13 protein-coding genes and 1 other annotated feature (1 of these 14 only partly in view) are annotated in these 13,769 nt (G+C 42.9%); of the genes, 8 read left to right on the top strand and 5 right to left on the bottom strand.

Annotated features, from left to right (window positions below):
* Positions 1-4 precede the first annotated feature (4 nt).
* Positions 5-1,099, top strand: a complete 1,095-nt coding sequence (gene leuB / locus PP175_RS20930) for a 3-isopropylmalate dehydrogenase (RefSeq protein ID WP_272440158.1) — start codon at positions 5-7, stop codon at positions 1,097-1,099.
* A 79-nt stretch (positions 1,100-1,178) separates the two neighbouring features.
* On the opposite strand, the gene PP175_RS20925 is transcribed toward leuB, so the two are convergent.
* A complete protein-coding gene (locus PP175_RS20925; protein WP_272440157.1) occupies positions 1,179-2,837 on the bottom strand; it encodes a PucR family transcriptional regulator in 1,659 nt (552 codons plus the stop codon).
* 196 nt (positions 2,838-3,033) lie between these two features.
* Here PP175_RS20925 and PP175_RS20920 point away from each other — a divergent pair, with 196 nt between their 5' ends.
* From PP175_RS20920 to PP175_RS30130, 4 genes are all read left to right on the top strand, one after another.
* Positions 3,034-3,432, top strand: coding sequence for a RidA family protein (locus PP175_RS20920; RefSeq protein WP_272440156.1), 399 nt, complete (start codon positions 3,034-3,036; stop codon positions 3,430-3,432).
* 38 nt (positions 3,433-3,470) lie between these two features.
* Positions 3,471-4,244, top strand: coding sequence for an N-acyl homoserine lactonase family protein (locus tag PP175_RS20915; protein WP_272440155.1), 774 nt, complete (start codon positions 3,471-3,473; stop codon positions 4,242-4,244).
* A 90-nt stretch (positions 4,245-4,334) separates the two neighbouring features.
* Complete coding sequence (locus PP175_RS20910; protein ID WP_272440154.1) at positions 4,335-6,056, top strand: CocE/NonD family hydrolase; 1,722 nt, start codon at positions 4,335-4,337, stop codon at positions 6,054-6,056.
* 337 nt (positions 6,057-6,393) lie between these two features.
* Entirely contained in the window at positions 6,394-6,654 is a 261-nt protein-coding gene (locus PP175_RS30130) for a DUF5316 domain-containing protein (RefSeq protein ID WP_442870491.1), read from the top strand.
* A 42-nt stretch (positions 6,655-6,696) separates the two neighbouring features.
* Here PP175_RS30130 and PP175_RS20905 read toward each other — a convergent pair whose 3' ends face one another.
* Entirely contained in the window at positions 6,697-7,515 is an 819-nt protein-coding gene (locus PP175_RS20905) for a hypothetical protein (RefSeq protein WP_272440153.1), read from the bottom strand.
* Positions 7,516-8,160: 645 nt separating this feature from the next.
* On the opposite strand from PP175_RS20905, the gene PP175_RS20900 reads away from it, so the two are divergent.
* Positions 8,161-9,933, top strand: a complete 1,773-nt coding sequence (locus PP175_RS20900) for a B12-binding domain-containing radical SAM protein (protein WP_272440152.1) — start codon at positions 8,161-8,163, stop codon at positions 9,931-9,933.
* Between the two features lie 11 nt (positions 9,934-9,944).
* On the opposite strand, the gene PP175_RS20895 is transcribed toward PP175_RS20900, so the two are convergent.
* Positions 9,945-10,310 carry a hypothetical protein gene (locus PP175_RS20895; protein WP_272440151.1) on the bottom strand — a complete coding sequence of 122 codons (366 nt, stop codon included), beginning with the start codon at positions 10,308-10,310 and terminating at the stop codon, positions 9,945-9,947.
* Positions 10,311-10,420: 110 nt separating this feature from the next.
* Between PP175_RS20895 and PP175_RS20890 the strand changes: the two genes are divergently transcribed.
* On the top strand, positions 10,421-11,497 hold the full coding sequence (locus PP175_RS20890) for a M42 family metallopeptidase (RefSeq protein ID WP_272440150.1): 1,077 nt from the start codon (positions 10,421-10,423) through the stop codon (positions 11,495-11,497).
* A gap of 84 nt (positions 11,498-11,581) precedes the next feature.
* Here PP175_RS20890 and sspI read toward each other — a convergent pair whose 3' ends face one another.
* Positions 11,582-11,797 carry a small acid-soluble spore protein SspI gene (gene sspI / locus PP175_RS20885; protein ID WP_272440149.1) on the bottom strand — a complete coding sequence of 72 codons (216 nt, stop codon included), beginning with the start codon at positions 11,795-11,797 and terminating at the stop codon, positions 11,582-11,584.
* Between the two features lie 144 nt (positions 11,798-11,941).
* On the opposite strand from sspI, the gene PP175_RS20880 reads away from it, so the two are divergent.
* Positions 11,942-12,745, top strand: a complete 804-nt coding sequence (locus PP175_RS20880; protein ID WP_272440148.1) for a TrmH family RNA methyltransferase — start codon at positions 11,942-11,944, stop codon at positions 12,743-12,745.
* Between the two features lie 2 nt (positions 12,746-12,747).
* On the opposite strand, the gene PP175_RS20875 is transcribed toward PP175_RS20880, so the two are convergent.
* Positions 12,748-13,470: a DUF2225 domain-containing protein gene (locus tag PP175_RS20875; protein ID WP_272440147.1), complete on the bottom strand. Its 723-nt coding sequence runs from the start codon at positions 13,468-13,470 to the stop codon at positions 12,748-12,750.
* A gap of 176 nt (positions 13,471-13,646) precedes the next feature.
* Positions 13,647-13,769: a binding site (T-box leader), on the top strand (it continues 111 nt past the right edge of the window).

Genomic DNA, 13,769 nt, shown 5'->3' with positions numbered 1-13,769 from the left:
CAAAATGGGTCAATCGTTTAAAATAACGGTACTTCCCGGTGACGGGATTGGACCGGAAGTAGTAGCAGAAGCCCTAAACGTATTGCAAGTCGTAGAAGAGCTTGAAGGTGTTTCCTTCAGCCTTGAGTATGCCAAACTTGGTGGCATTGCGATTGATGAAGAGGGCACACCGCTGCCCCAGGATACTATCGATAAAGCCCATCGCTCAGATGCAGTTTTGTTAGGAGCGGTTGGCGGACCGAAATGGGATAATAATCCGGCACATCTTCGCCCTGAAACAGGTCTGCTTGGCATTCGCAAGGAACTGGGGCTTTATGCAAATCTGCGCCCTGCTTTCATGCTCGATTGTATGGTAGGCGTCTCTTCTTTAAAAGAAGAGGTGGTTAAAGGCGTTGATCTCATGGTCATTCGTGAGCTTACCGGCGGCCTTTATTTCGGCGAGAAGAAGCGGTATGCAGAAGAAGGCGGAGAAGTTGCGTCTGATGAGATGATTTACCATGAACATGAGATCGAGCGGATTGTGAGAAGAGCGTTTGAAGTAGCCCGCCTCCGCAGCAAGCGGCTTGTATCTGTTGATAAAGCAAACGTTCTGGAGTCATCCCGCTTATGGCGCAAAGTGGTGGATCGCCTCGCACCGGAATACCCGGATGTTGAGCTGCGCCACCAGCTTGTGGACTCCTGCGCGATGGAATTGATCCGCTATCCGAAGCAGTTTGACACCATTGTAACGGAAAACATGTTTGGTGATATTCTGAGCGATGAAGCTTCTATGCTCACGGGATCCATCGGCATGCTCCCATCGGCTTCCCTGGCTGACGGCAATTTTGGCCTGTATGAGCCTGTCCATGGTTCGGCGCCTGATATTGCTGGAAAAGGCATTGCCAACCCAACGGCGACGATTCTTTCCGCAGCCATGATGCTGAAATACTCTTTTGGCATGGAAAAAGCGGCAGCAGCCATCGAAAAAGCGGTGCATAATGTACTGAACTCCGGTGTGCGCACCGGTGACATTGCTGAGAACAAGGAAGAAGCAGTCGGCACGAAGGAAATGACAAGCAAGATTATCGCAGAAATTCGTTCGATATACGTTCAAGCATAAAGTAATTTATGGTCCCCTTTGCCTAATCAGCGAAGGGGATTTTTACTTTTGAGAGTGTGATAGCATGTTTGGCAAGTCGTCATGATAAAAAAGATTTATTAAAAATAGGGAGTGTCTTTAAGCTAATTGCTAAATTTAATCGGTCAGTGTCATTTTTCAAATCGACTTGGCAAAGTCGCTCAATGGTTTCAATCCGATAACGCACTGTATTATGATGTACGAATAATTTTTTTGCCGTTAACCGGAAATTGCCTCCTGTTTCCAAAAATACTTGTAATGTAACAAGGAGATCGTTATTCTCTTTTTTATCTGATATGAGCGGTTCAAGCATCTCTTCACAAAATAACTTTAATTCCTGCCGAATTTCATCATGATACAAAATTCTATAAAGCCCAAGTTCGGAAAAGCTGATAATTTGATTTTTACCGAATATCTGGCTCCCTATTTTTAAAGCCTTCACCGACTCTTTATAGGTTGTCCGTACTCCCTCAAAGCCTGGATGGAATCTACCGTACCCAATACTGATTAGTGTTTTTTCTTGAGTCATTTCCTTAATAAGTTGAGTAATATTCAATTTCAACTCTCTAGTGAATTCATCTATCATGCATCTTGAAAGTGTTGTTGGATTTACAGGATGAAGGAAAATTAAATGCTGCTCTCCATCAAATCCACTTATTGTCGTGGAGGAAAATAAACGTGAACAGTTTCTTAGAATATACTCGTTGATATCCTGGATTGCCATTCTAGGTTGGTCATTTGATATTTGCTCTTCTAGTGCAACATCCACGGCGAAGACTAAATAATGTTCACCCAGTTCCCATCCCACCTCTCGAAACGACAATTTTGCCGATAGATAAGGTAAGGAATCATCTTCTAGAATGCGACGAAGAAGATGATGGCGGAGGTTGCGTTTGGCTTTTCGATGTTCTTCCATTTTCTCAATTTCTAAAGCTGCTACAATTGTCGCCTGTTCAAGAGGAATAATATCTTCTAAACAAAACGGCCTATTCTGTTCGAGAATAATGATATAACCCGTTTTCATTCCAGCTGCCTCAATTGGGGCAACTATTCGAGATTGCATACCGTGGATCCGGATAATTTCGGGAGTATGTTGAACCACGGTAAATGACTCACCCTCAAATAAGCGATAAAGTTCAGATGAAAGAACTGTTTCCGAAAGATTAGGCAATTTCGTGTTGGAAAACGGTTGATTGCTAGCCAAATCTATTATTGCAACTGGATTTTCAACAAACTCTTCCAGTATACACGCAATTTCACGAATTCCTCCTTGACCAAGCATTTGTTTGATAAGCCGCTTTCTTATTGTATCTGAACGTTGCAGTTGGGCTGCTTGTAAGTTAATAATTTCAGTCATAATTGGGTTAATAATATCGGTCCAGGAGGACTCATAAGGAATAGACACAATTGGAATTCCTAACTCATCAGATATAGCGCGCACAGATTCCGGCAAATGAGTCAAATAGCGGTTGAATTTGATTCCTAAACCACTTGCATTTGATTCTTTTAAAGTATGTATAATTTGACCCAAACTTTCTTCATTTCCCTGAAAGGCAAATCCAGTTGATAAAATAAATTCATTACCGCGTAACCACTGAAAGAAATCTGGAACATCCGTGACGGTTACGGAAGATATCTGGCATCGTAAACCGGAAGCCCCTGCTACAACTTGTGCTCGTTTAAGACATGGCATTTTCAGAACTTCAGCTAATGTTAACATGGGTTACCTCCCGACTTACACAATTTGTCACAGCAGAATGGTTATAAATTCTCTGAATACTACTTTTATTCCTTTTTATAATACATACTGATTGTATGCAAGTAACAAAAAATTATCATTAATCTTATATTCTTGCACAGTTGTAAAGAATATTTTGATTGTTATAATTAATTTATATCAAAAGGGGGTGTTGCAATTGACAAAGAAAGTAGTTTGGAGTAAGGATGCTCCTCAGCCGGTAGGCCAGTATTCTCCCGCCACGCGTTTTGGAAATCTGTTAATAGTAGGGGGGAATGGCCCTTTGGATCCCAAAACTGGTGAAGTTTTACGCGGTAATTTCGAAGAGGAAGTCCGTTTAACGTTAAAAAATATGCAAGCAGTTATAGAGGCAGGAGGTTCATCCTTAACCAAAGTACTAAAAGTAACTGCGTATTTAGAAGATATCAAAAATTTCGATGTTTTTAATAGAGTGTATTCGGAGTTTTTTCCAGATGCTCATACAGCGCCAACCCGTGCGGTCGTTGGGGTATCGGGTCTTTGGGGCGGTATTTCCGTGGAGACGGAATGCCTGGCTATTATCAACGACGAAGAGTAAAATTCTCATTTAATATGTTAATAAGGGGGCATATTCCGATGTCATTAGAAATTCGTATCATGAATCTTGGTGATATAGAAGCGGAATCAAGTTTTACAGTGTTAGGTCATGAACCAGGTAAAACAGTGAGGGTGCCTACGTATTCTTTTCTTATTTTAGGTGCAGAAAAACCGATTTTAGTTGATGCCGGATTTCGAAACACCGAAATTATGGGGCGCCTGGGGATGAAGGCTACTCAAACGGAAGAACAAAAACTCGAAAATCAACTCGCGAAATATGGCTTGGAGCCGAAAGATATCGGCCATGTCATCCTCACTCACCTGCATCTTGATCATGCAGGTCTGATTTATCAGTTTCCGGAGGCTCAAGCGGTTATTCAACGCAAGGAAATAGAAGCTGGTTTTAGTGGGGTAATGGTAGGCCAGTATGTCTATGAAGACATGGAACATATATTCCAGCGACTTTATAAACCAGGTTCCTTGTGGCTGTTGGATGGGGAAGAATCGGGGCCTATAAGTGTTGTTCCGGGTGTAAAATGCGTTTTTGCGAAAAGCCATTCTCCAGGAATGCAATTTGTCTACATCCAAACCTCAAAAGGAACAGCCGTAATTTGTAGTGACGCGATTTATAATATAGGTTTGCAAACCCGGCATTATCGAGAAATTTATGGGAATTACTGGCCAAGCGGCAATCATTATTGGACGAAACGAGATGAGATGGCTGCTGTTGCACGTGCCTGCAATGATGCTGATTTTCTGCTTGCCTCTCATGATTACGAGGTTGAGGAAAAATACGGGGATCGAATTGTCTAAATTAGTATTCCACAATTTAGATAGGGTACTAATCATCGGCTTTTGAAGATTTCTTAATGATAGAATGCCGAAAAAAGGTGGGATTTATTAATGGAAACGCTTACGAAAATCTACGAAGTGCAAACCGAAATCAATGTCCCGATTGTGATGCGAGACGGAGTAACGTTATATGCAGACATTTACTATCCCAAAGCAGATGAATGTTTTCCTGCTCTGCTTATGCGGGCGCCATATGATAAGACACATTCTGAATTTATGAGCTACCTCCATCCCGAATGGTATGCAAGGCAGGGATATATTGTAGTAACCCAGGATACAAGAGGCAAATTCCAATCGGAAGGAGAATTTCATCCTTATCATTATGAGCGTCAGGATGGACTCGATACCATTCAATTCGTTAAAAATTTGCCAAAGTGCAATGGAAAAGTAGGCATGTATGGATTTTCGTATGTAGGGGCGACCCAATTACAACCGGCTGTTGACAATCCTGATGGATTAACGGCCATTGCCCCAGCTTTTACCAATGATGGGTACTATGAAGATTGGTCGTATAAAAATGGAGCTCTCAAGCTTGCTTTCTTACAATCGTGGTCAGCTCTGCTGGCGTTGGATCAAGCTGTACGGAGAGGAAAACCGGAAGCGACCCGTCAATTAATAAAAATCAATAATAACAAGATTACTGAGGAGTATGATCATTTGCCGTTCACTGACCATCCAATGGTCGACCGTCATATTTCTCCTTTTTATTATGAGTGGCTCGAACATCCAACATTCGACGAATACTGGAAAACGTGGCATTTGGGAGATAAATACAATGAGATGAAGGTTCCTTCTCTACATATCGGCGGATGGTATGATACTTTCATTGAGGGAACCATTCGAAATTACATGGGCCTCACTAAAACGAATAGTAACCAGAAACTAATAATTGGTCCTTGGTATCATATGCCATGGGCTAATTTAGTCGGAGACGTTGACTTTGGTGAAGAAGCAAATAACGCAATTGATGACATTCAGGTTCGCTGGTTCGATTACTGGTTAAAAGAAAAGAAGAACGGTATTATGGATGAACCACCTGTTTCTATTTTTGTGATGGGTGAAAATAAATGGCGTAAGGAAAATGAATGGCCGCTGGCTAGAACACAATATACGCCATTTTTTATTCACAGTAAAGGAAGAGCTAATTCTCTTAGTGGAGATGGATATCTGAATTGCACGAAACCTGCTCAAGAGATAGCAGATATCTATGTTTATAACCCGCTGGATCCTGTACCTAGCATGGGTGGGCATAGCTGTTGTAATGCGGCCCTAACCCCAATGGGTCCTAAAGATCAACGTTCAGTAGAGATTCGAAACGATGTATTAGTGTTCACATCGGATGCTCTGACTGAAGAGCTTGAGGTTACCGGTCCTGTAGAAGCTATCCTCTTTGCCTCTTCTACGGCGGATGATACTGATTTTACGGTTAAACTCGTGGATGTCCACCCGGATGGCACGGCAATTAATCTATTAGAAGGCATTCAAAGGGCGAGTTATAGAGAATCAAATGAGAACCCAACCCCGATTGTTACCGGAGAAATTTATGAATATCGCTTTCATGTAGGCAGCACTAGTAATGTATTTAAACAAGGACATAAAATCCGTATCGAAATATCGAGTAGCAACTTCCCAGCTTTTGATCCTAATTTAAATTCTTTCAGGATTGATAAACAAGGAACTTATTCAGATGTAAAACTGGCAACCCAAAAAGTGTATCATGATGAACAGCATCCCACCCACCTAATTTTACCGATAATCCCACGTTCTCTTTAGATTATGATAACGATTTCAGAAATAAATAAACAGCTGCCCTGCGTTGATAACCGGATAGCTTAATTCATAACAACTGTCTTACAGGCTGACTCATAACCTTGTGTGTCAGCCTCTCTATCGTCATTGCTTATTGGAAAGACGTTATCATTGCTGTTCTCAGTATAAGATTGTACGTAAATATGAAATATCCGACGATCTGTGTTGAGACGGTGGATAAAGAATTATAATGTCATAGAGATTAATATCAGCATAACTTATTGAATAATTTACTCCTATTTCGGGTTAAAGGAGTCTGATCAATTTGTTTAAATCCCTTCTGATTGGAATTGGAATTTTAATGGTAATACTTATTTTGTCATTGATATCAAAGAATTTCACCTTTCTAATCTATGTTGCTGGAATTATTGGGTTAGTTTTTCTTTTATTAGCTGGAATTTTCTCTTACGCCTTTGTTAGTGGAGATCGTATGAGAGCAAACCAAGCTATCGAATCCACAATTGATCGTAATCAACGATTGAAATGGTCAGCTATCTGCTTTCTAATTGGATTACCGAACCTATTTGTAGCTGTATTAACGTTTATTTTATCCAAAGTATAAAACGTATCCGGTGAATTAATCACCGGATATGTTTTTCATGTGTTATGAATTTTTCTGAACATATAAAGTTAGATTCCATGAGGTTCCGTGCCCGTTAAGAGTTGCACTTGTTGTTATACCAAAATTTCTTGGCATATAAGTAGTTGAAACGTAGTAAACCGGCACCCAAGAAGATGGAGCAAAGTAATCAAATGTGTTTTGTGTTGGATAAAAAGAGGTGGCTTGTTGTTTATATCCATAATAACTATTACCGTTTTCACCCATATTTACTTTCTTATTTGTTACGCTTATTGTTGAATCTGTCGTCCAACCTCCAGTTGCTTCTTTTAGCTGTGTATAAAGATGACTGGGTTGATTCGAATAATAATAGTTATCCCAATAGATTGTTCCATATGCCTTAATAGTATAAGTTTGGGTATCATAAGCTGAATTAGAAGTTGAACCGTCATAAGACGCAGCCGAAACGGCTTGAGACGAAGCGATTTGAGCAGAATTAGTACTGGCAAGTTGAGGGACAGCGAATTCAGTTGTGGCATAGGAATCTACCACTCTACCATCACTTAACTTTTCGCTTTTAATATGTTGTGTAGTCTTAAATAGTTTTAAATGTTTTGAATCAATTTGTCCTTTCTCATCTTTTAATTCAGCTGTCAAGGGTATGTTGTCATTAATTAAATCAGTTTCACCTTTAAGAGCACGTTTAAAAAGGTTGTCAGGATTTGTTTCAACTTGTTTTTCAAACGTAACAATCGATTGTGTAGGATTATTCTCTGGTTGTGAGGCCATGGCCGATGTTGGGGCAAATAAGAGAGTGGACAAAACAGCCGCAGAAGAAAAGCCATTAATGAGCGATTTTTTCATAGTATTACCTCCTTGTGAATGTTGGCAGATATTATAAAAAGTGACCAGAGATCACCAATTACCTGATAAGGAATAATTTATAAATAATTCTATATAATAGTATAATATCGTAAACTTTAGGTAGGTTTATTTTCCGTTTTTTAGAAATTTTTTGATTCATTAGAGGTTTTTATAGTTTTTTAACCTTTTCCTACTATAAATATTCTTCTGTGCATATTTTAAGGTGAATTACAAAAAAGGATGGGAGCATTATTTTGAATAGTAAAATGGATTAAAGATTGGGTTGTGAAAAGCAGATTTGGCCACTGGATTAATTTGGTGCTGTAGTAGATTTAATTCTCAATCAATAATATTGGTTTGCGGGTACCGACGTTTGTGCGAAACTTAGATGACATGGCGCATGGTTGTCCAGAATACCTATCTGAAACTCTCATATGAAATGTCATGAATGGAGTAGTTGTGCAGACCACTCAATAAGGAAGCTGGGTCCTTCCACTACTCAAAATTGAATCAAAGAAGAGACTGCTGATGCCTAAGCCTAGAACTCCATGCTTCCCCATTTCATTAGAAAAAGCATCGGGAAAAGTGCTATACTGTCAAAAGTGAAGATTAGAGAAGAAGTTAAAAGGAAAATGAGGTTTATATATGAAAGTAACGGTAGCTACGCTTAATGCAAAATATATTCATACGTCGCTTGCCATACGTTATTTAAAAGCATACAGCGAGAAAGACTTTGATATTGATCTGGCTGAATATACGATTAAAGACCCGGTTATGAACGTTGTATCGGACCTGTTTGGGCGCAGGCCGGATGTGATCGGATTCTCCTGCTATATATGGAACATAGAGGAAACCATCCGCATCATCAAGATGCTCAAGAAAGTGATGCCTGAAGTAACCATCGTGTTAGGAGGACCGGAAGTCTCCTATGATGTGGAGCACTGGATGGACCGCATCCCGGAGGCCGATTTTATTGTAGTAGGCGAGGGAGAAGAATCATTTCATAACCTGTTGACTGAAATACAGGGTGAAGGAAAATATCACTTTGTTTTTGGCGTGGCCTATCGCAAAGATGGGAAAACCGTGATCAACCCGCCGAACCCGAAGCTGGATTTGAACGACATTCCGTCACCGTTTCATTTCGCTGAAGACCTGCCTAATTTAGCAAACCGGGTGACGTACTTTGAGACAAGCCGGGGATGTCCGTTTTCCTGCCAGTTCTGCTTATCCAGCATAGAGGTAGGGGTTCGCTATTTTGATATTGAACGGACGAAGAGAGAGCTGCTGTTTCTTATTGAAAGCGGAGCAAAGCTCATAAAATTCGTCGATCGGACATTCAATATCAAACGCGACTATGCCCTTGAAATATTTGATTTTCTGATTAAAAACCACCGGGGCTGTGTGTTCCAGTTTGAAATTACGGCGGACATTATGCGCCCGGAAGTGCTTGATTTTCTGGCGGAGAATGCACCGCCAGGTATTTTCCGCTTCGAAATTGGTGTCCAATCAACCAATGATGCCACAAACGAACTGGTAAAACGAAAGCAGAACTTTACGAAACTAACCCGGACGGTTACAAAGGTAAAAGAAAGCGGCAAAATCGATCAGCACCTTGATTTAATCGCCGGCCTGCCTGAGGAGGACTATAACTCTTTCAGCAAAACATTTAACGATGTATTCGCATTGGGACCGGAGGAACTGCAGCTTGGGTTTTTGAAAATGCTGCGGGGAACCGGGCTCAGGATTAACGCGGCTAAATACGATTATGTGTATATGGACCATTCGCCTTATGAAATACTGGGTAATAATGTGCTGCCATTTAGCGATATCGTCCGCATTAAAAGGGTAGAGGATGTGCTGGAGAAGTACTGGAACGCCCACCGCATGGATGCGGCTATCCACTATCTCATTGCGCATGAGTTCGCTTCAGCTTTTGATTTCTTTCAGGAGTTTGGCGACTTCTGGGAAGAGAGAGGCTGGTCGCGCATTGGACACCAGCTTGAGGATTTGTTTACGCGCCTGCATGCTTTTCTTCTGCAAAGAGGCACAAAAAACATGGATATAATAGAAGGTTTAATGAAATACAGCTATTTCCTGAACCATAAATATAAGCCGCGCAAAACATGGTGGCGTTATGATATGGACAAGAGTGTACAGACTGCGGCGATTAAGCTGGCGGCAGAAAGACCTACATTGTTCGGAGATGGCCTGGCATCGCTCGGTCTGGACGAGAAACAGCTTCACAAGCATGCGGTAGTGGAAACTTTGCCATTTGACCTGGAGCATTACGAGCACACCGGTGAATGCAGGCCGCGGCCAACTCTGCTGCTTGTCATTTACAATCCCGAAGAGTATGATAGGCCGTTAGCTTACACAGCTGGCCTGGATGCTTCAAACGTTACGGTTTCCAAAAATTAATTTTGTTTCCTCTAAGTAGTTGCCCTCCGATGTAACATGACAAAATGGTGGGCGACCCTTTCTATAATTCCGAGCGCGGCACCAGCAAAAACAGCCCCGGAAACGGATATATTGCTGCCTGGAAATAAGATGCCGGAAAGATACAAAATAGCCATTATGGCTCCAGCCCCCTGGATGGTGGAAGTTTCAACACCGAACAGCGGCAGTATCGTTTCGTCTGCCAGCACCCCGATTATGGTCAGCAGAATACATACAAACGCCAAATGCAGAACCCCAGAAAACGAAAGAATGCCTGGCATCGAAGCTGACATGCCTACAAGCACAGCGGGGAAAAATACAAGCTTATACAACGTGTTAACAACCATGCGAAGTTTCATAAAATGCGCGGCCTCCTTTTGCTTAGTATGGGCATAAATGGTAGGATAATAATGAATGCTAACGGTAAACCTTGGAATACTATACCAGATTAACAATTGGAGGGAAGACGATGGAGCAGCATGTTTCTATGTATAAGGAATTAACCGAAACACCTGGCGTTCCCGGCCATGAGGGCAAAGTGCGGGAAGTTATGAAAAAATACATAGCGCCGTTTGCGGATGAAATTACAACCGATAATTTAGGCAGCCTTATTGCGCGCAAAGGCAATAAAGGCCCGAAAATCATGGTTGCCGGCCATCTGGATGAAGTTGGCTTTATGATTACGATGATAACAGATAAAGGCTTCCTTAAATTCCAGACGCTTGGCGGATGGTGGGGCCAAGTTATGCTGGCGCAGCGTGTGGCGATCCAGACACGCAAGGGAGTGATTGAGGGGGTTATCGGTTCAGTCCCGCCTCACATTCTGCCGCCTGATCAGCGAAAAAAGACGGTTGAAATCAAAGATATGTTTATTGATATCGGGGCTTCGAGCAAGGAAGAAGCAGAAGAATTCGGGATCCGCCCAGGGGATACCGCCGTGCCTATTTGCCCGTTTACGGTAATGAACAATCCGAAAATCATGATGGCAAAGGCATGGGATAACCGCGTCGGAATTGCGATGGCCATTCAGACGCTGGAATCGTTAAAAGGCGTAGATCATCCGAATACGGTGTATGGTGTGGGCAATGTTCAGGAAGAGGTTGGCCTGCGCGGCGCGCAAACATCAGTAAACGTCGTTCAGCCAGATATCGCCATTGCGGTAGATGTGGGCATTGCGGGAGACACGCCCGGCGTTAAAGAACAGGATGCCCAATCTAAAATCGGCGAAGGGCCGCAGATTCTTCTATATGACGCTTCTATGATTCCGCACGAAGGGCTTCGCAATCTCGTGATTGATACCGCAAAAGAGCATAACATCCCGTTCCAATATGACGCGATGGCGGGAGGCGGGACCGACGCAGGTAAAATGCATCTGCACGGCAAGGGTGTACCTTCCATCGTGATCAGCATTGCAACCCGCTATATTCATAGCCATGCAGCTATTCTGCACCAGGATGATATTGATAACGCTGTAAAATTGATTCATGAGGTTATCAAAAAGTTGGATGAGGAAACTGTGGCCAAACTAAAACGTGGAGAGTATTAAAAAACATCGTGCCATTTTGCCAGTACAAAACCCGCAGCACAAACGTGTGCATGCGGGTTTTTGTAAAATAAAGCGGAGTGTCGGCTATTGTACTTGCTTTTGGATAACCTGGATCATTTTGTTTTTATCCTGTTCGCTCATCTGTCCCCAGGCAAGCTCGAATAGGACACCAAGCCCTGGCAATAACTTTTCTTCTCTGCTGGATATGGCATCCACAATTGTATGGCGGACATCTTCCTCGGATGCGCCCCGCATATTGTGAAGTATCGCATCGCGCAGATCTAAGTCAGCAATATTCATGTTAATCACTCTCCTGTTTTTTAAGGTAATGAATAACATTAGTTTGGCACAGTAGGCTTTTTTCATCCCTTCTAAAAGAAATAAGCAGACATAGGAGAAAATTGCAGTGGGATATACGCCCACGTTTGCAGTTGGAGGGCAATAATGGAGATTATAACGTCCGCGCAAAACCCGCGGGTTAAACAATGGAGTAAGTTACAAAAGAGAAAGGAACGGGAACAAGCCGGGCTTTTCTTAATAGAAGGCCCGCACTTGGTGGAGGAAGCATGCCGGTCCGGCGCAGACATCGAGTCGCTGCTGCTGGAAGAAGGAATGCAGATCCCTCGGTGGCTTGCAGAGTATCAAAGCATGGCGGGGCGAGCCCGCATGTATTGGGTAAGCGCGCACGTGTTATCTAAACTATCGGAAACCCAGGCTCCACAAGGGATAATGGCCGTGATTCGGATGCCGGATGATGGTGAACTGCAGTTGAAGGACAACCCCATGCTTTTGCTAGTGGACCGCCTGCAGGATCCAGGCAATCTGGGCACGCTAATCCGCACTGCCGACGCAGCCGATTTCGATGGAGTCGTGGTAGGGGACGGGAGTGTCGACCTCTATAACAGCAAGACTGTCCGCTCAACAATGGGCTCCTTGTTTCATATACCCGTCTGGCGCAAAAATCTGGCTGGGTTCATCGCAGCGGTAAGGAAACAGCAGCCATGCATTCGGGTGATCGGAACCAGTCTGCATGAATCTCTTCCCTATACGGAAATTGATTATTCCGGACCCATTATCCTGGTTATTGGGAATGAAGGAAGCGGAATGAGTGAGGATCTGCTGCAGATAACGGATCAGAATGTCATTATTCCGCTGTATGGCCGAGCGGAATCTTTAAATGCCGGAGCGGCTGGGTCGATTCTTATGTATGAGGCAGTGAGACAGCGGAATCTGAGAAAGATGAAATAAAGCTACCCGGCTGGGTCTTCCCGGGCAACTTTTTCTCTTTTCATGTCTTCGCGCATGGTTTCCCACTGATCACGGGCGGCTCGCACCATTTGCGGATCGGTGTCTTTTAGCTTGTGGTGGATAACAGAGGAGAAATAGTGAACGGCCTGCTGCGGGTTTCCGAGGTGGCGGTAGAGTTCCCCCACCAGATACAGAATCTTTAACTCTGTCATGTCTGTATTGGCGTAATCTCCTTTTTCAAGTGAGAGCTCATATTCGTGCCTGGCTACTTCGAGGAAATGATCTTCCTTCACTTTCTTCTTAAGGAAACGGTACATCCAGGCAAGCCGCATGCACAAGCCCGCCAGCACGCAGTGGCTTTCACCGCGCACATCTGCTGTAAATATTCCTAGTTTATAAGCAGCAATGGCTTCAGGGACGGTCCGCATACCGGTATAGTCCTTTTTTGTCCAATTGTCCGATATTTTTTCTTGTATCCGCTGTTCAACGGTTGGGTCCGGAATAAATGTCCGAAAATTATCGTTGAATGAAAATCCGCATTCTGGGCAGACTATTACGTGGTATAGCAGCGGATTCTCAGATTGGTTTGCATAATGAACACAAAAGTCGGGATCACGCTGAATTGGATGACCGCGTCGTAAGCGCACCTTCTTGCTGGTAAATTCGTGATCGCAGTGGGCACACTTGAATTTCTTATCGTAAAGAATGGTTTCGAGGTCCGCCATTCGTTCCTCCTCCTTCTGTGTCTTCGTTGTTGGGTAGCTATTCCGGTCTCGATTATAGTATATGATAAAATTTATTATTAAGGTAGGAATAAATAAGGACATATCCATTGCTGTAAGCTTGTAATTGACTCCGATCTTCCTTATAATAAAGGCTAAATGTTTCATCATTCATAATGTACAACGCGTTGACGGAGAGTAGTAAACCGGAATGCCACTGACAGGGAAAGGATGCCGCTGACTGAAAGCATCCTTGAGATAGGCGCCGCTTGAATTCACTCCTGAGCTGTCCCTTTGAAAAT

Source organism: Aneurinibacillus sp. Ricciae_BoGa-3 (assembly GCF_028421645.1).
Classification (GTDB): domain Bacteria; phylum Bacillota; class Bacilli; order Aneurinibacillales; family Aneurinibacillaceae; genus Aneurinibacillus_B.
Note: the sequence above shows the minus strand (reverse complement) of the source record. Positions and strands in the feature narration are given on the sequence as shown.

Coding starts and splice junctions, on each gene's coding strand:
- leuB (WP_272440158.1), top strand. CDS start 5: ATGGGTCAATCGTTTAAAATAACGGTACTTCCCGGTGACGGGATTGGA.
- PP175_RS20925 (WP_272440157.1), bottom strand. CDS start 2,837: ATGTTAACATTAGCTGAAGTTCTGAAAATGCCATGTCTTAAACGAGCA.
- PP175_RS20915 (WP_272440155.1), top strand. CDS start 3,471: ATGTCATTAGAAATTCGTATCATGAATCTTGGTGATATAGAAGCGGAA.
- PP175_RS20910 (WP_272440154.1), top strand. CDS start 4,335: ATGGAAACGCTTACGAAAATCTACGAAGTGCAAACCGAAATCAATGTC.
- PP175_RS30130 (WP_442870491.1), top strand. CDS start 6,394: ATGGTAATACTTATTTTGTCATTGATATCAAAGAATTTCACCTTTCTA.
- PP175_RS20905 (WP_272440153.1), bottom strand. CDS start 7,515: ATGAAAAAATCGCTCATTAATGGCTTTTCTTCTGCGGCTGTTTTGTCC.
- PP175_RS20900 (WP_272440152.1), top strand. CDS start 8,161: ATGAAAGTAACGGTAGCTACGCTTAATGCAAAATATATTCATACGTCG.
- PP175_RS20895 (WP_272440151.1), bottom strand. CDS start 10,310: ATGAAACTTCGCATGGTTGTTAACACGTTGTATAAGCTTGTATTTTTC.
- PP175_RS20890 (WP_272440150.1), top strand. CDS start 10,421: ATGGAGCAGCATGTTTCTATGTATAAGGAATTAACCGAAACACCTGGC.
- sspI (WP_272440149.1), bottom strand. CDS start 11,797: ATGAATATTGCTGACTTAGATCTGCGCGATGCGATACTTCACAATATG.
- PP175_RS20880 (WP_272440148.1), top strand. CDS start 11,942: ATGGAGATTATAACGTCCGCGCAAAACCCGCGGGTTAAACAATGGAGT.
- PP175_RS20875 (WP_272440147.1), bottom strand. CDS start 13,470: ATGGCGGACCTCGAAACCATTCTTTACGATAAGAAATTCAAGTGTGCC.